A 26273-nucleotide genomic window follows, 5' to 3' on the forward strand; every position below is an offset into this window, starting at 1 on the left:
GCTCGATACAGTGGACTCGATGAATCAGAGAGAATCCTCCGGGCTGCCCCTGCGCGCCATGGTGATGGTGCTGTTGTTTCTCGGGGTGGTTTTCCTGTTGGTCGGATTCCAGGCGCTCGGATCCGACGACGACTCCTCGGGTGACGATTCGACGGTGGCCACCGCCGTCACGACCACCACGACGGCCAAATCTTCGGCCAAGCCGGCGCCTGCCGCGGCCAAGCCCGTCGTGCGGGTCTACAACATCTCAGACGTGGCCGGTGCCGCGGAAGGCACGGCCAACCGGCTGCGTGAAGCGCAATGGGATGTCACCGAGACGGGAAACCTCACGCTGGAGGGTGTTACGGGCACCACGGTGTACTTCGGTGGCGCCGAAGGCGAGCGCGAAGCCGCCGAAGAAGTGGGAAAGGTGCTGCAAGCTCCGGTCGAACCGAGACTGCCCGAACTTGCCGAGCAACCACCAGGCGTGATCGTGGTAGTCACCGGCTAGGCTTTGGCACATGCTGAAGCCTGTCAGTGTCGCCGTCCTTTTTGCAGCCCCTGTCGTCGCGTTGAGCGCCTGCAGCCCGCCCGGTGAGCAGGCGTCCAGTCAGCCCGGCACCACGCCGGCCATCTGGACCGGCTCCACGTCGCCGTCGGCCGCGCCCGGCGAGCACGGCAGCGCCCCGGGTGCCGAAGGTGCCGCAGGCGAGACACTGACCGCCGACCTCAAGACCGCTGACGGGACGTCGGTCGCCACCGCAGAGATCCAGTTCGCCGACGGCTTCGCCACGGTCACCGTCGAGACCACCGCACCGGGCAAGCTGACTCCGGGTTTCCATGGCCTGCACATCCACTCGGTCGGCAAGTGCGAGGCCAACTCGGTGGCCCCCACGGGCGGTGCCCCGGGCGACTTCAACTCGGCCGGCGGGCACTTCCAGGTCGCCGGGCACACCGGCCACCCGTCGAGCGGTGACCTGAGCTCGCTGCAGATCCGCCAGGACGGGTCGGGCAAGCTGGTGACCACCACCGACGCGTTCACCGCAGAAGATCTGCAGTCCGGCGCCAAGACCGCCATCATCATCCACGAGAAGGCGGACAACTTCGCCAACATCCCGCCGGAGAAGTACCAGCAGGTCAACGGCACCCCTGGCCCCGATCAGGCGACGATGGCCACCGGCGACGCGGGCGGCCGGGTGGCGTGCGGTGTCATCGGCGCAGGCTGACAGCCGCATCGATTTCGCCGGGTCGCCCCGGCCCACTGTCGGCGTCGAGTGGGAGTTCGCTCTCGTCGACGCCGACACGCGTGATCTGAGCAACGAGGCCGCCGAGGTGATCGCCGAACTCGGCGAGAACCCGCACGTGCACAAGGAGCTGCTGCGCAACACCATCGAACTCGTCACCGGAATCTGCGACAACACCGGTGAGGCGATGGACGACCTGCGCAGCACGCTCGGCACGGTGCGCAAGATCGTGCACGACCGCGGCATGGAGCTGTTCTGTGCCGGCACCCATCCGTTCGCGAAGTGGTCGGCCCAGCAGCTGACGGACGCCCCGCGGTACGCCGAGCTGATCAAGCGGACCCAGTGGTGGGGCAGGCAGATGCTGATCTGGGGCGTGCACGTGCACGTCGGGGTCTCCTCGGCGCACAAGGTGATGCCGATCATCTCGTCGCTGCTCAATCAATACCCTCACCTGCTGGCGCTGTCGGCGTCGTCGCCGTTCTGGGAGGGCGAGGACACCGGGTACGCCAGCAACCGGGCGATGATGTTCCAGCAACTGCCGACCGCGGGCCTGCCGTTCCAATTCCAGGCCTGGCCGGAATTCGAAGGCTTTGTGCACGACCAGAAGAAGACCGGCATCATCGACCATCTCAACGAGATCCGTTGGGACATCCGGCCCTCGCCGCACCTCGGCACGGTGGAGGTCCGCATCTTCGACGGAGTTTCCAACGTCCGCGAGCTCGGTGCGCTGGTGGCGTTGACGCACTGCCTTATCGTCGACCTCGACCGCAGGCTCGACGCGGGCGAGCTGCTGCCCACCATGCCGCCGTGGCATGTGCAGGAAAACAAGTGGCGCGCTGCACGTTACGGGCTCGACGCGGTGATCATCCTCGACTCCGACAGCAATGAGCGGTTGGTCACCGAGGATCTCGACGATCTGCTCAACCACCTGGAGCCAGTCGCCCGGTCATTGAATTGCGCCGACGAGCTGGCCGCGGTGTCCGACATCTACCACAACGGCGCGTCCTATCAGCGGCAACGCCGAGTGGCCGAGGAGAGCGACGGCGATTTGCGCGAAGTTGTCGACGCCCTGATCGGTGAACTGGAGTTATAGGGTGGGCAGATGCGCGGTGTGATGGTGGCCGGGATTGCCGTTGGCGTGCTCGCGCTTGCCGCATGCAACAACGTCACCGCAGGCACGCCGATGGCCGACCCCGACCAGACCGAGATCACCACGACGACCACCACCACGACGCGGAGCACGTCGCCGACATGGATGCCGTTGCCGCCGCCGGTGTCCACCGGAGCGCCGGCACCCGGTGGCGCGGCGACCCCACCCCCCAACGGGATGGCGACGACCTGCAGCGAGTACTCGACCATGGACGACGCCACCAAGCGGGGCATGGTCGACCTGCTGGGTGACAACGGTTATCCGGGCATGAAACGAAATCCGCTGCTGTGGACCAGTTTCATCGGGGCGATGTGTGTGATCGCGCCGCCCGGGTCGACGGTGGTCGACGCGATCAACAACAAGGTTCCCGGTTGATCTTGTCTGTCACGCCGATGTTCCCGCTCGAGGTGGCGATGCTGCCCGGAGAGGAACTGCCGCTGCGGATCTTCGAACCGCGGTACGTGGCGATGGTGGGCGACTGTATGGCCATGCCGGAACCGGCTTTCGGGGTGGTGCTGATCGCGGCCGGCCGTGAGGTCGGTGGTGGCGACCAGCGGTGTGACGTCGGTGCGCTCGCGCGGATCGTGGATTGCCAGGATCTCGGTGTCGGCCGGTTTCGGTTGCGCTGCGTGATGGGCGAGCGGATTCGGGTGCGGCGCTGGCTCGATGACGATCCGTACCCGCGCGCCGATGTCGAGGTGTGGGACGACGAACCAGGCGATCCGGTCGATATGGCCCGGATCGAAGATGTCCAGGACCGGATGGTGGCGCTGTTCGACCTGATCGGGCAGGCGCGCGGCACCGCGATCCGCAGCCGTGACATCGTGGCTGCCGCGGCAGCCGCTGCGGATCCGTCAATCCTCTTGTACGCGTTGGCCTCCCGCGTGCCGATGGGACAGGCCGATCGATACGCGGTGCTGTCGGCGCCAACCCAGCCCGCGCGGCTTGAGGCGTTGAGCGAGGCCGTCGACACCGTTACCGCGATGGTGGAGTTTCAGCTTTCGGAGTAGCCGGGGCCGCGAAACTGTAGTGAGGGGTTGCCGTGATGCGCGGTTGGGTGTCGCCGTCACTCGTCGCGCTTGTCGACCAGCACGCCACCGACGAATAGCGTTGGCATTCCTTCGGTATCGGCCGTGACGGGGCGGTGATAGCGCTCCATCAGGTCGGCCGCCGTGATCGTGGAGACCTGCCAGCCGTGATCCATCAGCCAGTCGGGGACATGTGCGCGTTCCTCGAGGAACCAGAGCTGCTCTGGGTCCGGCATGTCCTCGCCCGCCTCGGCGGCCTGCTCCCGCATCTCCTGGATCCGTTGCCGGCGTCGCGCCAGATATTCGTCGGTGAAGAAATCCTCGCTGAACGCCTCGACTCCGATCCGGCTGCCCTCGGCGGACAGCTGGGTGACCCGTTCGAACAGCAGATCCTGTGCCTCGGCAGGCAGATAGGGCAGCAGGCCCTCGACAGACCACACGGTCGGTTTGTCGGGGTTGAACCCGCTGTCCACCAATGCCTTCGGCCAGTCCTGGCGAAGATCGACCGGCACCGCCACATGATGGGCCGCCGGCTCGGCGTGTGCGGCCTGCAGTGTGTCCGCCTTGAACTGCAGCACCTGCGGTTGGTCGATCTCGTAGACCACGGTGCCGTCGATCCACGGCAGGCGCCACGCCCGCGCGTCGAGACCGGACGCCAGGATCACGGCCTGAGCGATCCCCGTCCCGCCCGCGGCGATGAAGAAATCGTCGAACCACTTGGTCCGTGACGCGGCGTAGTCCGAGATCGCCCGGATGCGTTGACCCATGGCACCCGTCGGTGGATGCCAGCCGCGCGCCGCCGCGGCGTCGAGAAACACCTGGGCATAGCGGTCGGTGAACAACGGGCAATCGGATTCGGTTTCATGGGCACGCGCCATCGCCACGCCGAGCGCGGTCGCGCCGACGCTCTCGGTGATGTCCCAGCTGTCGTCGTCAGTTCTGGCCATGCTTCCAGTGTCCACGTGCGGGCGCGAACTCACTTGGTGTCGGTCTCGCCGAACTCGGCCATCTCGTCACGGGTCAGCAGATCATCGCGAATGGTCTGCTCGCGGTAGGCCAATTGACCGACGCGGTTGGCGATCACCGGCGCCGTGATGACGGTGAACAGCCCGGTGAGGATCAGCATGCCAACGTCGGCGTGGCCGCGCAGCCGGATCGCGGCCCCGGCGAGCACCAGCAGCAGGCCCAGCACCTGGGGCTTACTGGCGGCGTGCATTCGCGACAGCGTGTCGGGGAATCGGACGATCCCGATCGCGGCGGTCAACGCGAGCGTCGATCCGCCGAGGATCAGGACGGCGGTGATGATGTCGAGAGCGCTCACGAGGACTCCCGTCGGCTACGTGGTCTGTCGGTGTCGGGCACCCGGAACCGCGCGACGCTGACCGAGCCGACGAAGCTGATCAGGGCCAGCGCCGTAAGGCTGTACGTGACGGTGGTGTCCAAACTGAATGCCGCCCAGGTGCCGATCGCGCACATCGTGACCGACACCAAGGTGTCCAGTGCCACCAGTCGATCGAGCGTGCTGGGCCCGGCCAGCAACCGGAACATCGTGATGACCGCGGCCAGGGTCAACATGACCGCAGCGGTGATCCAGACCCAACTCATGATGCGTCGGCCTCCTTCGCGGCCGGGCGCCAGTCCTCGTCGCGCTCGAACGCCGCCACCAGCAGCCGCTCGACCTCGGCGACCTGCTTGTAGAAGCGCTGCACGGCACGCTCCGAGCCGACGTCGATGACGTGCAGATAGAGCATTCGCCGCGTCTGGTCGATCTCGAGCACGATCGATCCGGGGATCAGGTTGAAGATGTTGACGGCCAACGCCAGCACCAGATCCGACTTGAGGGCCAGGTGTGCGCGCAGCACCGCGACGAGCGGTGGCGGCCCCGGCCGGATGGCCAGCCAGGCCACCTGCACCGAGGACAACACCAGGTAGTAGGCCACCAGCAGGATCAGTTTGAGCAGGGACAGCGGATGCACGCGGCCCTCGACGGGTACCGCGGGCAGCGGCAGCAGCACGGTGATCAGCACCGCCACCGCCAAACCGCTGAGGATGTTCGCGGCTGACACGGTGCCCCACAACAGAATCCACACGAGGATCAGGAAGCACAGCAGCCAGGCCCGCAGCATCAACCGCCTCACTGCGCACCTCCCAACACCGCCGAGATGTACTGCCCACGGTCGAGCACCTCGGCCGCCGCGCGTTCGCTGTAGCCGAAGATCGGTCCGGCCGCGACGGTCAGTGTCAGGCCGACGACGATCAGGGCGCCCGTCGGAATCAACATTCCGACCGGCATGCGTCCCACACTGTCGCGGTCGGCGAACTGGATGTCCTGGATGTCGTCGAGCAGCACCGAAGGCGCGGCCGCAGCCAGATGCCCTTCGGGTGCGTCGGCACGCGACCGCCAGAACGCCTTCGTCCACACCCGGGCCACCACGTACAGCGTCAGCAGGCTCGTGACCACGCTGCCGGTCACCAGGGTCCAGGCCAGGACTGAACCGTTCTCGGCGCCCGCCTCGAGCAGCGCGACCTTGCCGATGAAGCCCGAGAACGGCGGGATACCACCGAGGTTGAGGGCAGGCACCACGAACACGAAGGCCAGTACCGGGCTCGCGGCGGCGAGCCCGCCGAGCCGCTGCAGCGTCGACGCACCCGCCTGCCGTTCGATGAGCCCGACCACCAGGAACAGTGTCGTCTGCACCACGATGTGGTGGGCCACGTAGTAGATCGCGCCGGACATGCCGAGCTGGCTGGCCAGTGCGATGCCGAACACCATGTAGCCGATGTGGCTGACAAGGGTGAACGACAGCAGCCGCTTGATGTCGCTCTGGGCGATCGCACCGAGGATCCCGATGATCATCGTCAGCAGGCCGGCCACCAGCAGCACCGAGTCCAGTCCACCGCCCGGGAACAGCAGTGAGTGGGCCCGGATGATCGCGTACACACCGACTTTCGTCAGCAAGCCCGCGAACACCGCAGTCACCGGTGCGGGCGCGGTGGGGTAGGAGTCGGGCAGCCACGTCGACAGCGGGAACACCGCGGCCTTGATGCCGAACGCGACGAGAAGCACCGCGAACAGTGCCGTGCGGGTGCCCGACGGAACGTCGTCGAGACGCACCGCGAGTTCGGCCATGTTGAGGGTGCCGGTCGACGCGTACACGAGCGCGATGCCGATCAGGAAGATCATCGACGACACCATCGAGACCAGCACGTAGGAGATGCCTGCGCGGACCCGGTCCATGCTGGCGCCGATGGTCAGCAGCACGAAGCTCGCGGCCAGCAGCACCTCGAAGCCGACGAACAGGTTGAACAGGTCACCGGCCAGGAAGGCCGTGCACACGCCCGCCGAGAGCACCAGGTAGGTGGGCATGAAGATCGACACGGGCTGGCGTTCGTCGCCGTCGCGAATACCCTGCCCGATGGCGTACACCACCACCGCGAGCAACACGATCGCCGACACCACGAGCATGAGCGCCGAAAGCCGGTCCACCACAAGGGTGATGCCGAGCGGCCCCATGCCCGGCACACTCTGACCCCAGCCACCGACGTGCAGGACCAGGGTGCCGTCCCGGTCGGCCAGGTACACCAGTGCAGCGCACACCGCGACCACCGCGACCAGCGCCACCTGGGTGATGATCCGTTGCAGCTGGGGCCGCCGTCCCGCGACGAGGGTCACCGCTGCGGCGAGCGCGGGGATCAGCACGGGCAGCGGGATCAAGGCTTGCGCGTTCATTTCGACCCCTCGAACCCGGGCAGCGCGTCCAGCTCGTCGGGAGCGTCGGTGTCGCGGTTGGGGTCGGGTTGCGGGATCTCTTCCTCTTCGTCCGGGCCCGACTGCTGTGACACCCGGGTGTCCTCGGGATCGTCACTGACTTCTTCGACCGTGGTGAGCCGGTACGAGCGGTAGGCCAGGGCCAGCACGAACGCCGCAAGCCCCATGCTGATGACGATCGCGGTGAGAATCATGCCCTGCGCCAACGGATCTGCCTCGGTCGTGGCGCCGTTGCTGGTGCGCCCGCGGATCGGTGGATTGCCCGATTTACCCCCGACGGTCAGGATCAGCAGGTTCACGGCATTGCCGATCAGCAGCAGGCCCAACAACATCCGGGTCAGGTTGCGCTCGAGCAGCAGGTACACGCCCGCGCTCGTGAGGCCGCCGATGATCACGAGCGGCACCAGGTACGTCGTCATCTGGCCATCTCCACATCCACTCGGGCGCCGAGACTGCGCAGGATGTCGAGCACCAAACCGACAACGATGAGATACACCCCCAAATCGAAGAACAGCGCGGTCACCATCTTGACCGAACCCAATACCGGAACGTCGAACTGCAGCACGGCCGAGGACAGGGCCGGTGCACCGAACAGCAGTGAGGCGACCGCGGTCCCGGCCGACAGGGCCAGCCCCGTGCCCAGGATCTTGCCCGCGTCCAGCGGCAGAGTCTCGCCGAGTTCGTAACGGCCACCGGCCAGATACCGCAGCACCAACGCCAGACCAGCGGTCAGCCCACCCGCGAAACCGCCGCCGGGCGTGTTGTGCCCGGCGAAGAAGAAGTAGGCCGACAGCACCATGATGAGCGGGAAGATGACCCGGGTCGCGACCTCCAGGACGAGTGACCGGTAGCGGGGATCACGCACCTCGCTGCCCCGCAGCCACGTCACGTCGCCGGCCGCCGGACTGTAGGCCCCGATCGGTCCGATGTCGGGTTGCCCGACGGCGGAGCTGAGACGCGGCGCGGCGCCGAAGCGGCGGTGCCGGAACACCAGCGAGGCCACGCCCGTCGCGGCCACCAGCAGGACCATGATCTCGCCCATGGTGTCCCAGGCCCGGATGTCGACCAGGAGCACGTTGACGGTGTTGGCGCCGTGACCGCGGTAATAGGCGGCATCGGGCAGCAATTCGGCGATCCCGGGCCCGGTCCGGGCGGCCATCGCGAACGCGCCGAGCGCCGTGACGGTGGCCCCCACGGCCAGCGCGAGTACCGCGCGGGGCAGCCGGTAGCGGTTGATGTTGGTGGCGTCGGCCTCGGCGGGCAGAACCCGAAGCACCAGCACGAAGATCACCAAAACCAGTGTCTCGACCAGGAATTGGGTCAACGCCAGGTCAGGCGCGCCGTGGAAGGCGAAGATCGCGCCGCAGCCGTAGCCCGTCACACCCACCAGCAGCACCGCGGCCAGCCGGTTGCGCATCACCGTCGCACTGATGGCCGCGGCGAGCATCAGCAACCCGACCACCACCTGGAGCGGGGAATCCCACAGTTCGAACTCCGGGCGGTTCCGGGCCCCGAGGGCCAGCATCGCGATGGGCAGCAGGACCAGTGTCGACAGGATCACCGACTGCGTGGCAGGCAGCGAGCCGCGCTGGGTTTCGCCGGTCAGCCGCACCGAGGCGACGTCCAGCCCGCGGATCACCGCGTCGTACATGCGGTCCGCGTTGCCCAGCGGTTGGTAGGCGAACCGGGTGCGGGGCAGGCTGCGCCGGCCGAAGAACACCGCGGTGCCGACGGCGAGCACCACGACCGACAGCAGCAGCGGCAGGCCGAAGCCGTGCCACAACGCGAGGTGGTAGCCGGAACCGCCGGGCATGGTGTCGGCGTATTCGTCGAGCACCGAGTCCAGCCCGGCCGGCCAGAGCCCGAACAGCAGGCCCGCGGCGGCCAGGATTGTCGGAGCCGTCAGGAAAAGTACTGAGGGCTGATGCATTTCAGCCACCCGGGTGCTGGGCGCGGGCAGCCCCTTTGCAGCGAACGCGCCCCACATGAACCGCAGGCTGTAGATCGTGGTGAACACCGAGCCGACCACGATGCCGGTGAGCACGAACGGGGCGGCCGTGCCGAGCGCAGGGCTGTGCAGCACGGTTTCCAGGTCGGCTTCCTTGGCGACGAAGCCGAAGAACGGGGGCAGCGCAGCCATGCTGGCGGTCGCACACGCGGCGATGATCAACAGCGGGCGGTGCCGCTGCCCCAGCCCGGCGAGCCGCCGGATGTCGCGGGTGCCCGTGGTGTGGTCGATGACGCCGACCACCATGAACAGCGCGGCCTTGAACATCGCGTGCGCGCACAGCATGGCCAGGCCGGCCAGCATCATGTCGCTGCCACCCGTGCCCACCATGACCGTGATCAGGCCGAGCTGGCTGACGGTGCCGAACGCCAGGATGAGTTTGAGGTCGTACTCCCGGACCGCGCGCCAACCGGCCAGCAGCATCGTGAGCAAGCCGAGTCCGACCACCATCGGTCGCCACAGCGACGTGTCGGCGAACCCGGGCGCCATGCGCGCCACGAGGTACACGCCGGCCTTGACCATGGCCGCGGCGTGCAGGTACGCACTGACCGGGGTGGGCGCGGCCATCGCGCCGGGCAGCCAGAAGTGCATCGGCACGATCGCCGACTTCGACAGCGCGCCGACGAGGATCAGGGCCACGCCGATGGATGCCGCGGCGCCGCCGGGCGGCGAGGCGATCAATTCGGACAGCAGATAGGTGCCGGCCAGATTGCCGAGCACGATGATGCCGACCAGCATGGCCAGCCCGCCGAACGTCGTCACCAGCAATGCCTGGGTGGCGGCGCGGCGGCTCGTGGCGCGCTCGGCGTAATGACCGACCAACAGGAACGACAGCACCGTCGTCGTTTCCCAGAAGATGTAGAGCACGAGCATGTTGTCGCTGACCACCAGGCCGAACATCGACCCGGAGAACGCGACCAGCTCGGCGGCGAAGCTGGGCAGTCGCTTCTCGACCTTGTCGCCGTGATGGTGGAAGTACTCGCCGCAGTAGAACAGCACCAAGGCGCCGATCGCCAGCACCAGCACACTCATGATCGCGGCGAGCGAGTCGAACCGCAGCGTGATGTCCATCGACAGCTCGGGCAGCCACGGGATGCTCAGGGTCGGGACGCGGTCGCGGCTCGGCCAGTTCTGCGCGACCCAGACCAGTGAGCCGAGCGGTACCAGCGCCAAGGGGTAGAACGCTCGCCGTCCCCATTTGGCCACCATGAGGGGCGCCAGCGCGGTGGCTACCGCGTGGGCGAGCAGGACGGCGAGCATGGCACTCCGATCGGGTTGGGGTCGGGGTGTCGGCTACCGATGAGCGCTTGCGCGAAGAGCACCGGCATGAGTGGCTTTGGTTTAAGTGCATTCTACGTGGGCCGTTGTGGCTACCATCAGCTGATGGCCACGGGTGACGTCGTGGTAGTCGGGGCCGGCCCCACCGGTCTTATGCTCGCGTGCGAGCTGGCACTCGGCGGAGCGACCGTGCGCCTGCTCGAGGAACGCACCACGGTTCCCAACATCACTAGGGCGTTTGCCGTGCATGCCCGCACCCTGGAGCTGCTCGACGGGCGCGGGCTGGCCGACGAATTGCTGACCCGCGGCGTCCCGGTATATGAGGTGGCACCACCGGGCGGGGCGACGCTGGATCTGCGCACACTGCCCACGCAGTTCGGCATGGTGCTGATCGTTCCGCAAAGCGGGACCGAGCATCTCCTGGAAGCGCGGGCCGCCGAGCTCGGCGTCGAGGTGCGCCGGGGTGCCAAGGTGGTCGGGCTGACTCGGGACGACGACGGCGTGACGGTCGAGCTCGCCGACGGCGCAAGCCTGCGCGCCGACTACGTCGTCGGGTGCGACGGTGCGCACAGCGCTGTCCGCGAACTGGTCGGCATCGACTTCGTCGGCAAACAGTACGAGACCCACATCCTGCTGGCCGACGTCCGGTTGGCGGCACCGCCGGCCGAAACGCTGTTCGCCCGGACCAGCCCGGAAGGCGTCGTGCTGTTCGTGCCGTTCGGTGATGGCTGGTTCCGCGCCATCGCGTGGGACCGGCTGCGGGAACAGGCGCCGCTGGACGAACCGGTGACGCTCGACGAGATGCGGGACGCGTTTCGCCGCATCGCCGGCGGTGACTACGGCATGACCGACATGCGCTGGAGCTCGCGATTCCTCAGCGAGCGGCGCCAGGCCCGGCACTACCGGTCCGGGCGCGTGTTCCTGGCGGGCGACGCCGCCCACGTGCATTCGCCGCTGGGTGGGCAGGGCATGAACACGGGTCTCGGCGACGCCTTCAACCTCGGTTGGAAACTCGCCGAGGCGGTCCGCGGGCAGGCGCCGCCGTGGTTGCTGGACACCTATGAGCGCGAGCGGCATCCCGTCGGTGCCGCGGTGCTGCGGCTGACCGACGCGTTCAACCAGGTGGTGTTGAGCTCGGCGGCCACGCGTCGGCTCCGGGTTTTCGTACTCGGCATAGTGCTGCGCATCCCGCGCACGCGGCGATTCCTGGCCGAGCGGCTCAGCGGCATCGGCATCGCCTATCCGCGGTCGCGTGAAGAGGACTGGCTGGTCGGGCGTCGTATCGCCGACCTGGACTGCGGTGGCGTCCGCCTCTACGAGCTGCTGCGTGCGGGCAAGTTCGTGCTTGTCACCGCGGCTCCGGTGGACGTCGCAGGGTGCGATGTGGTGCACGCGATCGACCACCGGCCCGAACTGCCCGACGCGGTGCTGGTGCGGCCCGACGGGTATGTCGCGTGGGCCAGTGAGCGGTTGCCGCGGTCAGCCGACGTGCGGGCCGCGATCGGGCACTGGGTTGAGCGGGGCTAGGCACCGAGAGTGTAGTGAGGGACAAGAGTCGGGTCTGATTTGTCCTTGAGTACAGCCTCGGTGTGGTGTCGGTACCGCGTGCCAACATTCCGCCATGGGTGGGGTGATCATCGGCAGTGAAGCGTTGGCCAAAGGGGTCGTGACGCGTAACGAGCTTCGACATCACTACCAGCGGCTGTTTCCCGACGTATATGTCCGAGGTGAACCGACGCTGCGCGACCGGACAGTCGGCGCCTGGCTGTGGTCGGGGCGTCGGGCGGTGATCGCAGGCGTGGCCGCGTCGGCTCTGCACGGCGCGGCGTATGTGGACACCGACATCCCCATCGAGCTTGTCTGGAACAACACCCGGCCACCGGCGGGCTTGGTGGTGCGCAACGAAACCCTTGCCGACGACGAGATCAAACGGGTCGTGGGTATACCGGTCACCACACCTGCGCGTACCGTGTTCGACCTCGGGCGCCACTACCCACGCGACGAGGCCGTCGCACGGATCGATGCGCTCGCCTGGACCCTGCGGGTCACGGTCGACGACGTCACCCCGCTCATCGAACGCTATCCGGCCGTTCGGGGGATCCGGGCTCTGAAAGCCGCGCTGCCGCTGGTCGACGCGGGTGCCGATTCCCCGCGCGAAACGTGGCTGCGCCTGCGACTGACCGACGCCGGTATGCCGCCCGACGAAACCCAGATCATGGTGATCGAAGGACGCGGCCGCATCGTGGCGGTGCTCGACATGGGTTGGGAGCGGTTCGGTGTCGGCGTCAACTACGACGGCGTCTTCCATCAGTCCGATCGCAAACGCTATGTGCAGGACCAGAAGACCCTGCGCAAGCTCGAGGCCATGCGGTGGATCGTCATCCGCGTGATCGCCGAAGACACCATCGCGGATGTCCTCGCACGAGTCGAACGAGCGCTGCGCAGCCGCGGCTGGCGCCGAGACTGTAGTCAGGGACAAAAATCGGCGTGACCTTGTCCCTCAGTACAGCCTCGGCGTCTCAGAAGTAGCGCAGCCAGACGTACACCCACGCCAGGGCCGTGCTCAGCAGCGTCACCACGATGCCGTAGCGGGTGAACCGCCAGAAACTGATCGCGTGCCCGGCGCGTTGCGCGATGCCGATCGCGACGACGTTAGCGCTCGCCGCGATCGCCGTGCCGTTGCCGGAGAAACACGCGCCGAGCGCGAACGCCCACCACAGGGCCTGACCGGTTCCCGCGTCCGGCGTCTGGGCCACCATGGATTCGACGACGGGCGTCATGGTCGCGGTGTAGGGGATGTTGTCGACGAATGCGCCGACGATCGCCGAGCCGAACAACAACGCCGTGGCCGCGCCGAACCAGTTGTCGTCGAACGCGGATTCGGCCACCGAGCCGAGCTTGCCGATCACGCCGGTGTGCACGAGCCCCGCCACCATCACGAACAGACCCATGAAGAACACCAGCGTCGGCCATTCCACCTCGGGCAGCACCTCGGCCACGTCGATGTCGGTGACCAACAACATCAATCCGGCCCCGAGCAGCGCCACCACCGACGGCGCGACATGCAGCACCGAATGCAGTGCGAAACCGATGATCACGAGGTTCAGTACCACGAGCGAACGCACGAGCAGCCGGGTGTCCTTGATGGCACGGCGTTCCTGCAGTGCCATGACCTCGTCGATGTGAACCTCGTCGGCGCGCAGATCCTTGCGGAACAAGACCCGGGTGAACGCCACGAACAGCGCGAAGATGATGACCACGGCCGGCGCCATGTGAATCAGGAAGTCGTTGAACGTCAAGCCCGCCCGGCTGCCGATGATGATGTTGGGCGGGTCGCCGATCAGCGTGGCAGCACCACCGATGTTGGACGCCAACACTTCCGCGATCAGGTAGGGCTGCGGCGAGATCCGCAGCCGGTCGCAGATCACCAGCGTGACGGGGGCGACCAGCAGGATGATCGTGACGTTGTCGAGCACGGGCGACGCGATCGCGGTGATCAGCATCAGCATCACCATGAGCCGGAACGGCTTGCCGCGCGAGCGTTTTGCCGCCCAGATCGCGAGGAAGTCGAACAGCCCGGTCTGTTTGATGACGCCGACGATCACCATCATGCCGAGCAGCAGGAAGATGACGTTCCAGTCGATGCCCTCGTGCTCGGAGTAGAAGACCCGCTCGCCGGGAATGAGCCCGAGCAACGCCATCAGGCCTGCCGCGACCAGGACGGTCTTGACCTTGTCGGCCCGTTCGGTGGCGATGAACCAGAAGGCGGTGACGAATATCGTCAGCGCCAGAATCGGGGCGAGCACCGGGGGATCAGTCGCCCGGCCCGGCCACCGCCAGACTGGTCAGGAGCCGTTCGAGGGTCACCGCTCCGGTGAGCCGGCCGGTGCGGTCGACGACCGCGATGAGCGGACTGCGCTTGTTCGCCATCACCGTCGCGATCTCCAGCAGCGTCGCGTCGGGTGACACCGTGGCCGGCTTCGCCACGGGCGTCGGGAGGCAGTCTCCGACCGTGAGCTTGCCCGGTCCGTGCCAGAACAGGTCGGCGTGGATCTCGTCGACCGTGCGGACCAGAGCCGGATCGTCTTGGTAGGACTCGGGTATCGCCAGGCGTAGCACCTGCGTTCCGGGCAGTACCGCGACGGGCCGTCCGGAGTCGTCGACCACCACGAGCCCGGGCAGCCGGTTGACCACCATGAGCTGGACCGCCTTGGACACCGGGTCGTCGATGCGGACCGTCGGCGGGTGGACGGCGATCTCATGTGCTTGCATGTCTTCGTTCCAGTGGGTCGCTACGGTCATGGTCCTCGTTCTCCGAGTCGCCGGGCGTGGATTGGGCTCAGTTTCTGCGGTGCGGCGGGCACTGACCATCGGGGCTGACACCCATTCCGCGGGGGATGCCGCCTGTATGGACAAAAACTGATGTGCCGGGTCACGCTGGTGGGGTGAAACCGGCGCGCACCCCGGCGGCGGCGCTGTTCCGACGGGTGTTCCTGATCAACGGGCTGATCTTCACGCTGGGCACGCTGATCCTGGCGGTGTCGCCGGCCTCGGTGTCGTCGCGCATCAAGATCACCGAGATTCCGGTGCTCGTGGTGGGTCTTGCGGTGATCCTCACCGCCAACGCGCTGTTGCTCAGGTCGAGTCTTGCCCCATTGGATCGGCTCGCCGCGTCAATGCGGCGAGTCGATCCGCCCAAGCGCACCGACCGCGTGGATCATCGCGGCAACACCGACCTGCAGCACCTGATCACGTCGTTCAACACCATGCTCGACCGGTTGGAGACCGAACGGACCACGGCGAGCGCGTCAGCCCTGGCGGCGCAGGAGAACGAGCGTCAACGCATCGCCAGGGAACTGCACGACGAGATCGGCCAGACCCTGACGGTCGCGCTGCTGCGGCTCAAACGGGCCGTCGACCGGGCGCCCGCGTCGATGCAGGACGAACTCGCCGACGCGCAGGAGATCGTGCGGTCCAGCCTCGACGAGGTGCGCGAGATCGCCCGGCGGCTGCGTCCCGACGCACTGGAGGATCTCGGGCTGCACAGCGCGCTCAACGCGCTGTGCACCGACTTCGGCCAGGCCTCGGGCATCGCGGTGGTCAAACATATTGCACCGCAATCAGATCGGTTGAAGCCCGAGGTGGAGTTGGTGTGCTACCGGATCGCCCAGGAGAGCCTGACGAACGTGGCTCGGCATTCCGGGGCGAGCAAGGTGTGGCTCGACCTGCACACCGGTGCAACCGAATTGACGTTACGGATCGCCGACGACGGATGTGGGGGAGTGGACCGCGAGGGGGCCGGTATCAACGGCATGCGGGAGCGTGCGCTGCTGGTGAACGCCGAATTGACTATCACCTCACCACAAGACGGCGGCACCGAGGTGCGGCTGGTGATCCCGCTCTGATGTCCGCAAAGATCCTGCTTGCCGACGACCACGCGCTGGTGCGCAGCGGCCTGCGCATGATCATCGACGCCGAACCGGATCTGCAGGTGGTGGCCGAGGCGGCCGACGGGCACGAGGCGGTGTCGGCGCTCGATCGAACCCCGGTGGATCTGGCCATTCTCGACATCGCGATGCCGCGGATGACCGGTCTGCAGGCGGCCCGCGAGATCAACCGGTCGCATCCGCACGTCCGGATCCTGATCCTGTCGATGTACGACAACGAGCAGTACTTCTTCGAGGCGCTCAAGGCCGGGGCGTCGGGCTATGTGCTGAAGTCGGTGGCCGACCGCGACCTGCTGGAGGCGTGCCGGGCGACGATGCGTGGCGAGCCGTTCCTGTACGCGGGAGCAGTGACCGCGTTGATCCGTGACTATCTGCACCGGGCCAGGCAGGGCGGGGAACTGCCCGACACCATCCTCACGCCGCGCGAAGAGGAAGTGCTCAAGCTCATCGCCGAGGGTTACTCCACGCGCGAGATCGCCGCGACGCTGACCATCAGCGCGAAAACCGTTGACCGGCACCGCACCAACATCCTGGCCAAGCTCGGGCTGCGGGACCGGTTGGCGCTCACCCGCTATGCGATCCGGGCGGGCCTCATCGAGCCGTGAGCCCAGATCGGGATGGCATGCGACGCAACGCCGATGCCCCAGCCCATGATCGGCCAGACGGGCCAGAAGTACCATCCGCCGCCGCCCAACCCGACTGCCAGCCAGATGCCGAGCATCAGGACGGACACGGCGAGGTAGACGCCGACGTGGATCCGGACACTCAACCGGGCGGCCCTGAGCTGTGCGGCCTTCCGGCGCGGATCGCTGCGTCGCAGTTGGCCGACGGGCAGATCGGCCACGAGCCCGCGTAACTCGCCTGTGGTGTTGGCGCCGAAGGCCCGCTGGAGGCGGTCCTCGTATTCGGTCATGGTCAGGTAGCCCTGCGAGAGCGCCTGTCCGAGGTCGTTCGCGGTCTTCTCGCGCTCCGGGTCACCGACGCGGGTCGCGTGCACGGCGTTCATGACGGTGTCGGTCATGGTGTCCCCATCCATCGATCTAGGCAGTGACAAGTTGAATATGCCATACCAACTAGTCACCGTCAAGATTTGATCGAGATGGATTCCCGTTCTGCCAGTTCGCGCAGCGTGAGCAGTTGCTTGCGCATCATCACCACGTCGCCCAGTGTGAGCGCCCAGCCGATCACCCGCGGTCCGTCGAACAGCACGCGCACGTGTAGCCGCGTCCCGCGGCCGACCGGGCGCACCGCGTAGGTGACCGTGACGCTGCCGGCCTGCAGCGTGATGTGCTGGTCTGTGCGGAACGAGCGCAGCTCGAACACCTGCATGAAGCGTTGTCCGGCAGCCAGATCGGTCAACTCGGGGTCGCGAATTCGTGGGCTGCGGTGGCCGAAGTTGTCGAGCAGGTCGTAACTGTAGGGCGCGACCCGGAGCTGACACAGCCATGCGAAGACGGTTGCCGGCGGTGCGTCGATGCTGATGGCGCGGTCGGCCTGAACGCTTGCGCCGGGTGCGACGGCATCGCACGGCAGCGTGTCGGAACGTTCCCGGGCGGTCGCGCCCCAATTCAGGATCATCGTCATCGTGTGGCTCCCGCGATGCGGTTCAACATCCACCGCACCGCGAGACGGTGGCCGCCCGAGCCGATCACCAGTGCGCGGTAGATCTTGCCGTGCAATCCGGGAAAAGCGGCCCAGGTCTGTGACCGGACCCGCGTGCTGTGCGGTGTGATCGGGTCGAGTTCGAAAACCCAGTTGTAGACCGAGAACGGGTGATGCCCGGCGAGGACCAGGCGTTCGCGGGGCTTGGATTCGCCGATCCGGAATCCGAGCGGGGCACGCGGATTGGTCGGGCTTCCGCAGAGGGTCTGCAGTACGGCGGCCCATGTTGTTGCCGCGTCGGCGTCGACGGTTGTGGCATGCTCATCGATATAGGGTAAACGTTCCATATAGAAGGACTGTACTAGATCATGGCGCCTCCGCGGAAGCATGAAACCGACGCGATCCTCGACGCGACCCGAGCACTGGTGCTCGCGCAGGGACCGCGGGCGGCCAGCGTGGCGGCGATCGCCAAGGCCAGCGGCGCCCCGGCCGGCACGCTGTATCACCGGTTCGGCAACCGCAACGGCATCTTGACCGCCGCGTGGCTGCGCGCGCTCGAGCGGTTCCAGGCCCGGGCGATGGCGGCCGCGGGCGAGGCGCCGTTGGAAGAGGCGGTCGCGATGGGCGTCGCCGCGGTGCGGTACGCCCGCGAGTTACCCGAAGACGCGCGGCTGCTGTTGACGATTCGCCCCAGCGACCTGCTCGACGGGGAACCTGATCCCGAGTTCCAGGCCACCCTGACGACGATGAACGCGCCGCTCATCGAGCGGGTGCGAGAGCTGGCGCGTGGCATCTACGGTGACGACGACGCGCGCACCATGGACGCCATGGCCCGCGCCGTGGTGGACCTGCCCTACGCCGTCGTCCGGCGCCATGCCCATGACCGAGAGTTGCCGCCCTGGCTCGAGGAAGATCTCGCAGCTGCGGTGCGCGCGCTGTTGACGCTAAACCTGAAGTGACTCAAGTCGATTCAATGCGCGGCCGTTGGTCAGTTCGTCGCGATGTTCGGGATGCTGCCAATAAAAGCGTACGAACTCGTAGAGCGCTTTGCCTCCCGGCGTGTATATCCCGGTGGATTCCATGCGAAGTCGCTTGTTGTTCGTCATGGTGAAATCCATGAGACCCCAGAACCGTCCAGCCTCTGGGTCGTCGTCGACCATCGCGGCGATGTCGTCCCATTTCCCGACCCTGGGCGAGAGCAGCCCGGAGAACTCGAAGCCGTCGGGAGACAGGATCAGATAGCTGATGCCGCCCTGACGCTTGGTCATCAACCACGTCCACAGCAGGACAAGGGAGGTGACGCCGCACAGCAAAGGCACCATATGGCCGAACTCGTCCAGGAACCCCTGATACAGCACACCACCCAGCCAGGCTGCACACACCGTGGCGGTGGCGACGATGCCCGCCGTGACGAGCCTGTGCATGAGCGCTTCGATTCGCGGGTCCGGACGCAGCCACGTGCCTGCCGAATCGAACGCCACCCCGGGCGCGACGGCGGTGGAGATCCGGGTCATGGCGACGATCAAGATCGGTATCACCGACAGCGCGAGCGCGATGACCACGGTGATGTAGGCGCCGTGCCGGAACGCCGCGTACGCCCAGCCCCAACACATCAGGAGCAGGATCGCCGTCACGAAGTAGGCGAGTCTCCGCATCAGCTTCGGCATTATGACCTTTGCGCCCGCTCGTAAACTCTGGTCAGATCGATTCGTGGACATTAACACTGACGGCGATCGGATCGTGACGGCGAGTCGGGAGATCTCCGCGCCGGCCGCAGCCATCTTCGAGCTGATCGCCGACCCTGCGCAGCAGCCGCGGTGGGACGGCAACGACAACCTCGCCGAGGCCCCTGGTGGACAACGGGTCCGAGGCGTCGGCGACGTCTTCACCATGAACCTCACGGTGGGCTTCGTGCGCGAGAACCACATCGTGGAGTTCGAGGAGGGGCGCCTCATCGCATGGCGGCCGTCCGAGGTGGGCAAGGAACCGCCCGGCCACCTGTGGCGGTGGGCGCTGGAACCGCTCGACGATGGCCAGACCCTCGTCACGCACACCTATGACTGGTCGCAGCTGACCGATGAGCAGCGGCTGCCGCGTGCGAGAGCCACAACCCCGGACAAGCTCCAGGCGTCGGTCGATCGGCTGGCCGCGTTGGCCGAGGGGTGATCGCGCACGCTCACTTGGCTGCGAGGGTGCGCAAATTGCCGACGGAATGCGGTGTGGCGGGGGACAAACACGCACGTTCGCGGTGCAGGGTTACCGCCCCGCGGCGAACTCGCGCAGGGATGCCACTTGCACGGGATCCAATGAGGGGCGGACGGTTTCGCGGGCTTTGGCCACGTCGGCCGCGGTGACGTCGGCCGCGTCGATCGACCGGCGCATCGCGGTCAGTGCCGCTTCGCGCAGCAGCGCCACACAGTCGGCCGCGCTGTAGCCGTCCAAGTCGGCCGCAAGCGCATCGAGATCGACGTCGGCGGCCAGCGGAATGGATTTGCCGCTGGTGCGCAGGATTTCGCGCCGGGCCTCGGCGTCGGGAGGTTCGACGAACACGAGCCGTTCCAACCGCCCGGGCCGCAACAGGGCCGGGTCGATGAGGTCGGGCCGGTTGGTCGCGCCGAGCACGACGACGTCGCGCAGCGGCTCGATGCCGTCGAGCTCGGTCAGCAGCGAGGCCACCACCCGGTCGGTCACGCCGGAATCGAAGCTCTGCCCGCGCCGCGGTGCCAGGGCGTCGAGCTCGTCGAGGAACACCAGTGACGGTGCCGAGTCGCGGGCCCTGGCGAACAGTTCGCGCACGGCCTTCTCCGACGAGCCGACCCATTTGTCCATCAGCTCAGCACCTTTGACGGCGTGCACCGACAGCCGTCCGGAACTGGCGAGCGCGCGGACCACGAACGTCTTGCCGCAGCCAGGCGGGCCGTAGAGCAAAACCCCGCGCGGCGGCTGCACGCCGAGCCGCGCGAACGTGTCGGGATGCTGTAGCGGCCACAGCACGGCCTCGGTCAGCGCCTGCTTGGTCTCGACCATGTCGCCGACGTCGTCGAGGGTGACCGAACCGACCGAGATCTCTTCCGTCCCCGATCGCGACAGAGGGCGGATCACGGTCAGCGCCCCGGTCAGATCCTCCTGCCGCAGCGCGGGCTCGGCCCCGTCGGCGCTCGCGCGGGCCGCTGCCCGCAGCGCCCCTTCACGGACCACCGCGGCGAGGTCGGCCACCACGAAACCCGGAGTGCGGTCCGCGATCTCGCCGAGATCGAGATCGATCGAAGGAACGCCGCGCAAAAGCACTTCCAGCAGCGCTTTGCGGGTCGCGGCATCGGGCAGGCTCAGGCCCAGCTCGCGGTCGCACAGGTCGGGTTCCCGTAGCCGCGGGTCGACGGCTTCGGGCCTGGCGGACGTGGCGACGAACGCGACGCCGCGCGTGGCCACCGCTTTACGCAGTTCGGCCAGGATCAGCGTCGCCACCGGATCGGGCGCGCGATCAGCGGCGGCCGGCAGCAGCGCATCGATGTCGGTGATCAGCAGCACCCCGCCGCCGTTGGTGACGGTCTGCACCGCGGCAGTCACCTTGGCCAGTCGGTCCTCGACGTGCAGCGCGCCGACCTCGGGGCCGTCCAGCTCGACGAGCCGGCGCGAGGCGCACACCGCGCGCACCATCGTGGCTTTCCCGACTCCTGCGGGCCCGGATACCAGCACGCCGAGATTGGCTGTGGCGCCAAGGGTTTCCAGTAGTTTCGGCTCGTCGAGGGACAACTTGAGCCACTCGGTGAGCTTGCCGGCCTGGACGTGCATGCCCTTGAGATCGTCGAAGCTCACGGCGGGCTCGTCGCGCGTCGCGCTGACCGTGTACTCACCACCCGTAGATACCTGCTCGGCGGAAGTGACGCCCGATCCCCACGACACCACCGAATTCGGCTGCACACTGACCGGACCGGTGGGGTCGACCCCCGTCACGGTCAGCAACTCCGAGGTCCAGGTGATGCCGACCGACGACGCCAGCGCACTGGACGCCGCCGACGTCGACGTGCCGGGCCCGAGGTCGCGGGGCAGCAGCGACACGGTGTCGCCGACCGTCATGACCTTGCCCAGCAGCGCCTGGCGCAGCGTGGCCGACGAGATCGAGTCGGTGGCCAGTTTCGAACCCGACACCGTCACGCAGCGCGCGCCGTACACGGTCACGGGTGCCACGATCACGGTCCCGTTCTCCCGCACCCCGGCATTCGACAACGTGACGTCGTCGAGCAGCGCGGTGCCGGTCGGTGTGCCCGCGGGTGCGTTCCCGGCCACCGCGGCCGTGGTGCGCGAACCGATCAGCGACACCGCGTCCCATTCGCGGATGCCCAGGGCGGCAAGAACTTCTGGGTGCAACCGGACCACGCCACGACGGGCGTCGAGAGCAGACGTGTTCAGGCGTGCCGTCAGCCGGAGATGGCCGAGCGACATCTCGCCGGCATCGTCCTCCATCTGGCTCACCTCAACGGCCCGGCTTCCGCAGGCCCAGACGCGCCACCGAGCGCCGGTGCGGCTGGGCGCGGCGGATGGCGCGGCGCGCGGCGCGGCGCTGCCGCGGCTTGTCGTCCCAGGATTCGGGGTGGGCGGCCACCCAGTGCTTGGTGCGGACCGCGAACGGAATGTGGATCACGTAGGCCACGGCGATCACCATGATCACGATGTAGCCGTAGAACACCGAGGCCGCAACGCCGATCGCCACGAGCGCCAGCAGGGGAGCGACCATGTTCGGCGGCACCGAGAACGTGTGGATCTTGCGCATCGGGATGCGGCTGACGACCAGCAGCGAGACGCCGACCATCCAGCCGATCACCACCCATTCCGCCACCACAGAGTCCCACCAGGTGCCGGGGAACTGCATCTTGGCCGCCAGCGGGACGATCGCGCCGATCGCGCCTGCCGGGGCAGGCATCCCGACGAAGTACTCCTTCTCGTACGCGGGCTGATCGACGTCGAGCAGCGCATTGAACCGCGCCAGCCGCAGCACGATGCACACCGCGTACAGCAGCACGACGATCCAGCCGATCCGCGAATGGGACAGCAATGTCGCGTACACGATGAACGCCGGTGCCACACCGAAATTCACGGCGTCGGCCAGCGAGTCAATCTCCTCGCCCATCTTGGAGGTGGCCTTGAGCATGCGGGCCACGCGGCCGTCGAGGGCATCGAGGATCGCCGCGACGGCAAGAAACGCCATCGATTCGGTCGGCCGGTCGTCGAGGGCCATCTTCACCGCGGTCAACCCGAGGCAGATCGCGGCCACCGTCAAGGCGCTCGGCAGCATGCGCACCGTGAAGGAAGGGGGCCGAATCCGAGCTTTTATCATCACAACCCCGCGATCATGGCAGCTCGGCGAGGACGGTTTCGCCGGCCAGCGCGCGCTGGCCGCGGCTGACGAGCAGTTTCGAGCCGACGGGCAGGTACGTGTCCAGGCGCGAGCCGTACCGGATCAGCCCGTAGGTCTGGCCGATGTCGAGCTTGTCGCCGACGCGGGCGTCGCACACGATGCGCCGCGCGACCAGGCCGGCGATCTGCACGGCGATCACCTGGATGCCGTCAGGAGTGCGGATGACGACGCTGTTGCGCTCGTTGTCCTCACTCGCGGCTTCCAGTTCGGCCGAGTGGAACCGGCCGGGCCGGTGCTGCACGGCCACCACCTCGCCGCCGATCGGCGCGCGCTGCACATGTGCGTCGAGCACCGACAGGAAGATGCTCACCCGGGGCAGCGGGGTGTCGGGCAGGCCCAGCTCGGCGGGCGGCACCGCGTCCTGGATGAGGCACACCAGGCCGTCCGCCGGCGAGACCACCACACCGGGCCGAGTCGGTGGCACGCGTGGCGGGTGCCGGAAGAACGCCGCGTTGGCGCCGGCCGCGAGCAGGCCGGCGCGGCGGACCCACCGGCGGTTACGTCCGAGCGCGGCAACCGCGAGGCTGGCGCCGACGAACGGCAGGCCTGCGGAATGCATGGGCGGGACGCTGGATCGAACCAGCGCCGCGAGGCGTTCTGGACCGGATTGGAGGTCGGGGCGTCTGGCCATCGGGAGGATTCTACGTGTGCGCCGGGTCGGATTCGCTAGCTCAGATCCCATACCGGGACGGCGGACCCGGCGGCCAGTTCAGTGATGTCCTCGCCGATCTCCAGCAGGCAGTTCGCCGAGGCCAGCCAGCGCAGGTGATGCGACGCCGGAGGCCCGTAGCTGGTGACGGCATCCCCGGTGAGGACGCCGCGCCGGAACTGGCGTTTGCCGCGCGGCGAGGTCAGATCCTCGCTGAGCACCGCGGCGCGACGGGGCCGGCCCGGGTGTGGGTATCCCATGGCGGCCCGCAGTGGGGACCGCACGAACACCTCGAACGACACCAGTGCGCTGACCGGATTACCCGGCAGCGTGATGATCGGTGTCCCGTTGACGGTGCCCGACCCCTGCGGCATACCGGGCTGCATGGCCACCTTCACGAACTCCACCTGACCACTCAGTGAATCCTTGACCACTTCATACGCGCCTGCGCTCACCCCGCCGGTGGTGATGATCAGGTCGACATCGGTGGCATGCGCGGCCAGGGTGGCATGGAATGCGTCGACGTCGTCCCCGCACATCGGAGACGCCACCACCTCGGCACCCGCGTCGCGTACCGCGGCCGTCAGCATCACGGCGTTCGACTCGTAGATCTGGCCCGGCTGCAGTGGCGTGCCGGGGGCCACCAACTCGGTACCGGTGGACATCACCAGGACGCGCTGCCGCGGAGTGACCGTCAATTCGGCCAGGCCCAGCGCGGCGGCCAGTCCGAGTGCGGCCGGGGTGACCACCTGGCCGGCCCGCAGCACCTCGGTGCCCGCGGTGACGTCCTCACCGGCCCGCCGGACGTGCTGGCCTGTCACGACCGAGGTGCGGATGCTGACGGTGTCCGTCGAACCGTCCGTCGCCTCGACGGGCACCACCGCGGTGGCGCCCGCAGGCATGGGTGCGCCCGTCATGATCCGGTGTGCGGTACCGGGTTTCAGGGTCAAGGGATCGGTGCGGCCCGCCGGGATGTCCTCGGCGACCGGCAGCAGCACCGGGCGCTCGGCTGTGGCCGATGCGATGTCCTCGGCGAGCACGGCGTAACCGTCCATCGCGGAATTGTCGAAACCCGGCAGCGACAGCGGCGCGACGACCTCTTCGGCCAACACCAGGCCGAGCGCCTGCGCAAGCGGCAACTGTTGTGGCGCACGGGCTTTGATCAGCGCAGCGACAATGTCCTGGTGTTCTGAGACGGTTCGCACGGCTACCACGATACTTTCGCCGAGGGCCTATGCCCGAGGCCGAGCCCGGCGCTGCGGGAATCGCCGTCGACGGACCCGAAACGAGCTCCACTCACCGAGGGAGACGCCCGCCGCGAGCGCCGTGCTGATGGCGAGCGCGCCGAGGACCGCAGTGAACCCGACGTTGCTCTGCCCGTTGAGCACCGCGTAGATGCCGTGCAGCAGCGACAGGCCGGGCAGCAGCGGCGTGATACCCGCGATCGACACCAGCAGCGGCGGGGCGAGGTTACGGCGCTCCATGAGCCGGCCGACCAGGCCGACCGGAACCGCCGCCACGAATGACGACGCGACGGCACCCAGGCCCAGGCTCAACCCGATCAGATAACCGATGATGGCGGTCGCGCCGCCGAACGCCGCGGCCACCGCCGCGGTCCGCTCGGCGTAACAGGCCAGGGCGAACGCCACTGCGCTCGCCGCACCGAACGCCACGCGCACCGGATACTCGGCGAGCGCGGGTGGCGGGTTCGCGCCCATGTCGATTGCCGGTGCACCGAAGCGGCTCGCCAGGTGCAACACCAACGCCACCCCGGCGATGGTCGCGGCCGTCAGCATGAGCAACTCGAAGAACCGGCCCGCCGCGGTGATGGGTGCGCCCGCGATGACATCGCCGACCGAACCCACCAGGGAGAGCCCCGCGAGGATCACCACCAGACCCGCGGCGATGGCCACGGTCGGCTCGAACGGGATGCCCCACATGATGCACGCCTTGAAGATCAGCAGCGGAGGCGCCGTGGCGATGATGCCGCCGATCGCGTACTGGAAGAAGAACGGCAGCCCCTGCTTGTTGAGGTACCGGTTGACGCGGTCGATCGCCATGGTGCTCAGCGCGCTCACGACGCAGACCAGGAGGTCCGCGCCGAGGGTGCCCGCCGTCGCGAACGCCAGCGTGCCCCACGCGAGGGTCGCGACCCAGCGCTTGTATGGGTGCGGCGCGGTGATGATCGCGTTGAGTTCGACGTGGGCTTCGGCCGGCGGCAGCTCATGTGCGGTGATGCGGCGGATCAGCCGGCCCAAGGCCGCCAGCCGGCTGAAGTCGATCGACCGGGACGGCACGATGTGCATGGTGCTGGCCGGCGGCAATGCCGGGCCGCGATAGACCGCGATGTGGATCGCGGTGTTGATGACGTCGACCTCGCAGTGCTCGATCCCGTACGCGGCGGCCACCTCGGTGACCTGATGCGCGGTGGCGATCGCCGGCGTACCCGACGCCATCAGGACCGCTCCGATGCTGCCCGCCAGGTCGAGCACCGCGCCGAGCCGCGCATCGTAGAAGTCGTCCGGCGCTTTGCGACCCGGTTTGATCAGGGGGAAGCTGTCCGTCGGGGCCTCGGTCTCGCGGACGATACGGCTCAAGATCTTGCGTTGCCGTGCCCGCCGCGGCGGTTGCGCGCCACCGCCGTCGCCCTGCCCGGCCGGGCCCGCGTCGGGTGGACCTACCTCGGTCATTGCCCCATCCAAG

The 26273-nt window shown here is 67.9% G+C and carries 29 protein-coding genes; 11 read left to right on the top strand and 18 right to left on the bottom strand.

The annotated features are described in order from the left end of the window. Positions 1-19: 19 nt before the first annotated feature. Genes G6N67_RS18400 through G6N67_RS18420 form a run of 5 tightly spaced genes read left to right on the top strand, consistent with a single transcriptional unit; the run spans position 20 to position 3383 of the window. Positions 20-490: a LytR C-terminal domain-containing protein gene (locus G6N67_RS18400; protein ID WP_179976832.1), complete on the top strand. Its 471-nt coding sequence runs from the start codon at positions 20-22 to the stop codon at positions 488-490. A 10-nt stretch (positions 491-500) separates the two neighbouring features. Further along, on the top strand, positions 501-1205 hold the full coding sequence (sodC, locus tag G6N67_RS18405) for a superoxide dismutase[Cu-Zn] (protein ID WP_036429704.1): 705 nt from the start codon (positions 501-503) through the stop codon (positions 1203-1205). Continuing rightward, complete coding sequence (locus G6N67_RS18410) at positions 1186-2316, top strand: glutamate--cysteine ligase (protein ID WP_036429703.1); 1131 nt, start codon at positions 1186-1188, stop codon at positions 2314-2316. Before sodC ends, G6N67_RS18410 begins: the two co-directional genes overlap by 20 nt. A gap of 9 nt (positions 2317-2325) precedes the next feature. Then, complete coding sequence (locus tag G6N67_RS18415) at positions 2326-2748, top strand: hypothetical protein (protein WP_036429702.1); 423 nt, start codon at positions 2326-2328, stop codon at positions 2746-2748. A gap of 17 nt (positions 2749-2765) precedes the next feature. Further along, positions 2766-3383, top strand: coding sequence for an LON peptidase substrate-binding domain-containing protein (locus G6N67_RS18420; protein WP_036429701.1), 618 nt, complete (start codon positions 2766-2768; stop codon positions 3381-3383). A 56-nt stretch (positions 3384-3439) separates the two neighbouring features. Here G6N67_RS18420 and G6N67_RS18425 read toward each other — a convergent pair whose 3' ends face one another. The 7 genes from G6N67_RS18425 to G6N67_RS18455 are packed head-to-tail and all read right to left on the bottom strand — an operon-like array spanning position 3440 to position 10438. After that, the gene (locus G6N67_RS18425; protein ID WP_036434664.1) at positions 3440-4348 is read right to left on the bottom strand and encodes an SAM-dependent methyltransferase; all 909 of its coding nucleotides are present in this window, start codon (positions 4346-4348) and stop codon (positions 3440-3442) included. Between the two features lie 29 nt (positions 4349-4377). Then, the gene (mnhG, locus tag G6N67_RS18430; RefSeq protein WP_036429700.1) at positions 4378-4722 is read right to left on the bottom strand and encodes a monovalent cation/H(+) antiporter subunit G; all 345 of its coding nucleotides are present in this window, start codon (positions 4720-4722) and stop codon (positions 4378-4380) included. Then, the gene (locus G6N67_RS18435; protein WP_036429699.1) at positions 4719-5006 is read right to left on the bottom strand and encodes a monovalent cation/H+ antiporter complex subunit F; all 288 of its coding nucleotides are present in this window, start codon (positions 5004-5006) and stop codon (positions 4719-4721) included. The genes mnhG and G6N67_RS18435 overlap by 4 nt, the downstream gene beginning before the upstream one ends. Then, complete coding sequence (locus tag G6N67_RS18440; RefSeq protein WP_036429698.1) at positions 5003-5539, bottom strand: Na+/H+ antiporter subunit E; 537 nt, start codon at positions 5537-5539, stop codon at positions 5003-5005. Before G6N67_RS18440 ends, G6N67_RS18435 begins: the two co-directional genes overlap by 4 nt. After that, positions 5536-7131 carry a Na+/H+ antiporter subunit D gene (locus G6N67_RS18445; RefSeq protein ID WP_036429696.1) on the bottom strand — a complete coding sequence of 532 codons (1596 nt, stop codon included), beginning with the start codon at positions 7129-7131 and terminating at the stop codon, positions 5536-5538. The genes G6N67_RS18440 and G6N67_RS18445 overlap by 4 nt, the downstream gene beginning before the upstream one ends. Further along, on the bottom strand, positions 7128-7589 hold the full coding sequence (locus tag G6N67_RS18450; protein ID WP_036429695.1) for a Na(+)/H(+) antiporter subunit C: 462 nt from the start codon (positions 7587-7589) through the stop codon (positions 7128-7130). The genes G6N67_RS18445 and G6N67_RS18450 overlap by 4 nt, the downstream gene beginning before the upstream one ends. Further along, positions 7586-10438, bottom strand: coding sequence for a Na+/H+ antiporter subunit A (locus tag G6N67_RS18455; RefSeq protein ID WP_036429694.1), 2853 nt, complete (start codon positions 10436-10438; stop codon positions 7586-7588). Before G6N67_RS18455 ends, G6N67_RS18450 begins: the two co-directional genes overlap by 4 nt. 123 nt (positions 10439-10561) lie before the next feature. Here G6N67_RS18455 and G6N67_RS18460 point away from each other — a divergent pair, with 123 nt between their 5' ends. Both G6N67_RS18460 and G6N67_RS18465 read left to right on the top strand, forming a co-directional pair. Further along, on the top strand, positions 10562-11983 hold the full coding sequence (locus tag G6N67_RS18460) for an FAD-dependent oxidoreductase (RefSeq protein WP_036434662.1): 1422 nt from the start codon (positions 10562-10564) through the stop codon (positions 11981-11983). Between the two features lie 94 nt (positions 11984-12077). Next, positions 12078-12947 (top strand): type IV toxin-antitoxin system AbiEi family antitoxin, encoded by an 870-nt coding sequence (locus G6N67_RS18465; protein WP_036429693.1) that lies wholly within the window; start codon positions 12078-12080, stop codon positions 12945-12947. Between the two features lie 28 nt (positions 12948-12975). Here the strand turns inward: G6N67_RS18465 and G6N67_RS18470 are convergent, their stop codons facing one another. Then, positions 12976-14262, bottom strand: a complete 1287-nt coding sequence (locus G6N67_RS18470; RefSeq protein WP_036429691.1) for an ArsB/NhaD family transporter — start codon at positions 14260-14262, stop codon at positions 12976-12978. Positions 14263-14269: 7 nt separating this feature from the next. Next, the gene (locus G6N67_RS18475) at positions 14270-14758 is read right to left on the bottom strand and encodes a CBS domain-containing protein (protein WP_229480534.1); all 489 of its coding nucleotides are present in this window, start codon (positions 14756-14758) and stop codon (positions 14270-14272) included. A 143-nt stretch (positions 14759-14901) separates the two neighbouring features. Between G6N67_RS18475 and G6N67_RS18480 the strand changes: the two genes are divergently transcribed. Together G6N67_RS18480 and G6N67_RS18485 are read left to right on the top strand one after the other, a co-directional pair. Beyond that, on the top strand, positions 14902-15861 hold the full coding sequence (locus tag G6N67_RS18480; protein ID WP_036429689.1) for a histidine kinase: 960 nt from the start codon (positions 14902-14904) through the stop codon (positions 15859-15861). Then, the gene (locus tag G6N67_RS18485; RefSeq protein ID WP_036429688.1) at positions 15861-16508 is read left to right on the top strand and encodes a response regulator; all 648 of its coding nucleotides are present in this window, start codon (positions 15861-15863) and stop codon (positions 16506-16508) included. The genes G6N67_RS18480 and G6N67_RS18485 overlap by 1 nt, the downstream gene beginning before the upstream one ends. Here the strand turns inward: G6N67_RS18485 and G6N67_RS18490 are convergent. The 3 genes from G6N67_RS18490 to G6N67_RS18500 form a co-directional block, all read right to left on the bottom strand. Further along, entirely contained in the window at positions 16475-16924 is a 450-nt protein-coding gene (locus tag G6N67_RS18490) for a DUF1707 domain-containing protein (RefSeq protein ID WP_051578513.1), read from the bottom strand. The two genes, G6N67_RS18485 and G6N67_RS18490, sit on opposite strands and share 34 nt — an antisense overlap. Positions 16925-16986: 62 nt before the next feature. Then, positions 16987-17487 (bottom strand): SRPBCC family protein, encoded by a 501-nt coding sequence (locus G6N67_RS18495; protein WP_036429687.1) that lies wholly within the window; start codon positions 17485-17487, stop codon positions 16987-16989. Further along, positions 17484-17852, bottom strand: coding sequence for a hypothetical protein (locus G6N67_RS18500; RefSeq protein ID WP_036429686.1), 369 nt, complete (start codon positions 17850-17852; stop codon positions 17484-17486). The genes G6N67_RS18495 and G6N67_RS18500 overlap by 4 nt, the downstream gene beginning before the upstream one ends. 21 nt (positions 17853-17873) lie before the next feature. On the opposite strand from G6N67_RS18500, the gene G6N67_RS18505 reads away from it, so the two are divergent. Further along, on the top strand, positions 17874-18464 hold the full coding sequence (locus G6N67_RS18505) for a TetR/AcrR family transcriptional regulator (RefSeq protein ID WP_036429685.1): 591 nt from the start codon (positions 17874-17876) through the stop codon (positions 18462-18464). Here G6N67_RS18505 and G6N67_RS18510 read toward each other — a convergent pair. Further along, positions 18450-19160: a hypothetical protein gene (locus tag G6N67_RS18510; RefSeq protein ID WP_131524581.1), complete on the bottom strand. Its 711-nt coding sequence runs from the start codon at positions 19158-19160 to the stop codon at positions 18450-18452. The two genes, G6N67_RS18505 and G6N67_RS18510, sit on opposite strands and share 15 nt — an antisense overlap. 13 nt (positions 19161-19173) lie before the next feature. Here G6N67_RS18510 and G6N67_RS18515 point away from each other — a divergent pair, with 13 nt between their 5' ends. Then, entirely contained in the window at positions 19174-19671 is a 498-nt protein-coding gene (locus G6N67_RS18515) for an SRPBCC family protein (protein WP_051578512.1), read from the top strand. Positions 19672-19761: 90 nt separating this feature from the next. On the opposite strand, the gene G6N67_RS18520 is transcribed toward G6N67_RS18515, so the two are convergent. The 5 genes from G6N67_RS18520 to G6N67_RS18540 are packed head-to-tail and all read right to left on the bottom strand — an operon-like array spanning position 19762 to position 26260. Continuing rightward, a complete protein-coding gene (locus G6N67_RS18520; RefSeq protein ID WP_081812610.1) occupies positions 19762-21969 on the bottom strand; it encodes an AAA family ATPase in 2208 nt (735 codons plus the stop codon). Positions 21970-21979: 10 nt separating this feature from the next. Then, positions 21980-22840, bottom strand: a complete 861-nt coding sequence (pssA, locus tag G6N67_RS18525; RefSeq protein WP_036429681.1) for a CDP-diacylglycerol--serine O-phosphatidyltransferase — start codon at positions 22838-22840, stop codon at positions 21980-21982. Positions 22841-22853: 13 nt separating this feature from the next. After that, positions 22854-23552 (bottom strand): phosphatidylserine decarboxylase, encoded by a 699-nt coding sequence (locus G6N67_RS18530; protein ID WP_036429680.1) that lies wholly within the window; start codon positions 23550-23552, stop codon positions 22854-22856. A gap of 35 nt (positions 23553-23587) precedes the next feature. After that, a complete protein-coding gene (moeA, locus tag G6N67_RS18535) occupies positions 23588-24775 on the bottom strand; it encodes a molybdopterin molybdotransferase MoeA (protein WP_036429679.1) in 1188 nt (395 codons plus the stop codon). 27 nt (positions 24776-24802) lie between these two features. Continuing rightward, the gene (locus tag G6N67_RS18540; RefSeq protein ID WP_229481967.1) at positions 24803-26260 is read right to left on the bottom strand and encodes a threonine/serine exporter family protein; all 1458 of its coding nucleotides are present in this window, start codon (positions 26258-26260) and stop codon (positions 24803-24805) included. Between the last annotated feature and the right edge of the window lie 13 nt (positions 26261-26273).

This window comes from Mycolicibacterium mageritense (assembly GCF_010727475.1).
GTDB classification, from domain to species: Bacteria; Actinomycetota; Actinomycetes; order Mycobacteriales; family Mycobacteriaceae; genus Mycobacterium; species Mycobacterium mageritense.

Bases quoted from the DNA above. Each gene is read 5' to 3' on its own strand.
- G6N67_RS18460 (WP_036434662.1), top strand. From the start codon at position 10,562: ATGGCCACGGGTGACGTCGTGGTAGTCGGGGCCGGCCCCACCGGTCTT.
- G6N67_RS18445 (WP_036429696.1), bottom strand. From the start codon at position 7,131: ATGAACGCGCAAGCCTTGATCCCGCTGCCCGTGCTGATCCCCGCGCTC.
- G6N67_RS18400 (WP_179976832.1), top strand. From the start codon at position 20: ATGAATCAGAGAGAATCCTCCGGGCTGCCCCTGCGCGCCATGGTGATG.
- G6N67_RS18540 (WP_229481967.1), bottom strand. From the start codon at position 26,260: ATGACCGAGGTAGGTCCACCCGACGCGGGCCCGGCCGGGCAGGGCGAC.
- G6N67_RS18435 (WP_036429699.1), bottom strand. From the start codon at position 5,006: ATGAGTTGGGTCTGGATCACCGCTGCGGTCATGTTGACCCTGGCCGCG.
- pssA (WP_036429681.1), bottom strand. From the start codon at position 22,840: ATGATAAAAGCTCGGATTCGGCCCCCTTCCTTCACGGTGCGCATGCTG.
- G6N67_RS18500 (WP_036429686.1), bottom strand. From the start codon at position 17,852: ATGGAACGTTTACCCTATATCGATGAGCATGCCACAACCGTCGACGCC.
- G6N67_RS18420 (WP_036429701.1), top strand. From the start codon at position 2,766: ATGTTCCCGCTCGAGGTGGCGATGCTGCCCGGAGAGGAACTGCCGCTG.
- G6N67_RS18425 (WP_036434664.1), bottom strand. From the start codon at position 4,348: ATGGCCAGAACTGACGACGACAGCTGGGACATCACCGAGAGCGTCGGC.
- G6N67_RS18495 (WP_036429687.1), bottom strand. From the start codon at position 17,487: ATGACGATGATCCTGAATTGGGGCGCGACCGCCCGGGAACGTTCCGAC.
- G6N67_RS18415 (WP_036429702.1), top strand. From the start codon at position 2,326: ATGCGCGGTGTGATGGTGGCCGGGATTGCCGTTGGCGTGCTCGCGCTT.
- G6N67_RS18455 (WP_036429694.1), bottom strand. From the start codon at position 10,438: ATGCTCGCCGTCCTGCTCGCCCACGCGGTAGCCACCGCGCTGGCGCCC.
- sodC (WP_036429704.1), top strand. From the start codon at position 501: ATGCTGAAGCCTGTCAGTGTCGCCGTCCTTTTTGCAGCCCCTGTCGTC.
- G6N67_RS18475 (WP_229480534.1), bottom strand. From the start codon at position 14,758: ATGACCGTAGCGACCCACTGGAACGAAGACATGCAAGCACATGAGATC.
- G6N67_RS18465 (WP_036429693.1), top strand. From the start codon at position 12,078: ATGGGTGGGGTGATCATCGGCAGTGAAGCGTTGGCCAAAGGGGTCGTG.
- G6N67_RS18530 (WP_036429680.1), bottom strand. From the start codon at position 23,552: ATGGCCAGACGCCCCGACCTCCAATCCGGTCCAGAACGCCTCGCGGCG.
- G6N67_RS18515 (WP_051578512.1), top strand. From the start codon at position 19,174: ATGACCTTTGCGCCCGCTCGTAAACTCTGGTCAGATCGATTCGTGGAC.
- G6N67_RS18505 (WP_036429685.1), top strand. From the start codon at position 17,874: ATGGCGCCTCCGCGGAAGCATGAAACCGACGCGATCCTCGACGCGACC.
- G6N67_RS18510 (WP_131524581.1), bottom strand. From the start codon at position 19,160: ATGCGGAGACTCGCCTACTTCGTGACGGCGATCCTGCTCCTGATGTGT.
- G6N67_RS18520 (WP_081812610.1), bottom strand. From the start codon at position 21,969: ATGGAGGACGATGCCGGCGAGATGTCGCTCGGCCATCTCCGGCTGACG.
- G6N67_RS18490 (WP_051578513.1), bottom strand. From the start codon at position 16,924: ATGACCGACACCGTCATGAACGCCGTGCACGCGACCCGCGTCGGTGAC.
- G6N67_RS18485 (WP_036429688.1), top strand. From the start codon at position 15,861: ATGTCCGCAAAGATCCTGCTTGCCGACGACCACGCGCTGGTGCGCAGC.
- G6N67_RS18450 (WP_036429695.1), bottom strand. From the start codon at position 7,589: ATGACGACGTACCTGGTGCCGCTCGTGATCATCGGCGGCCTCACGAGC.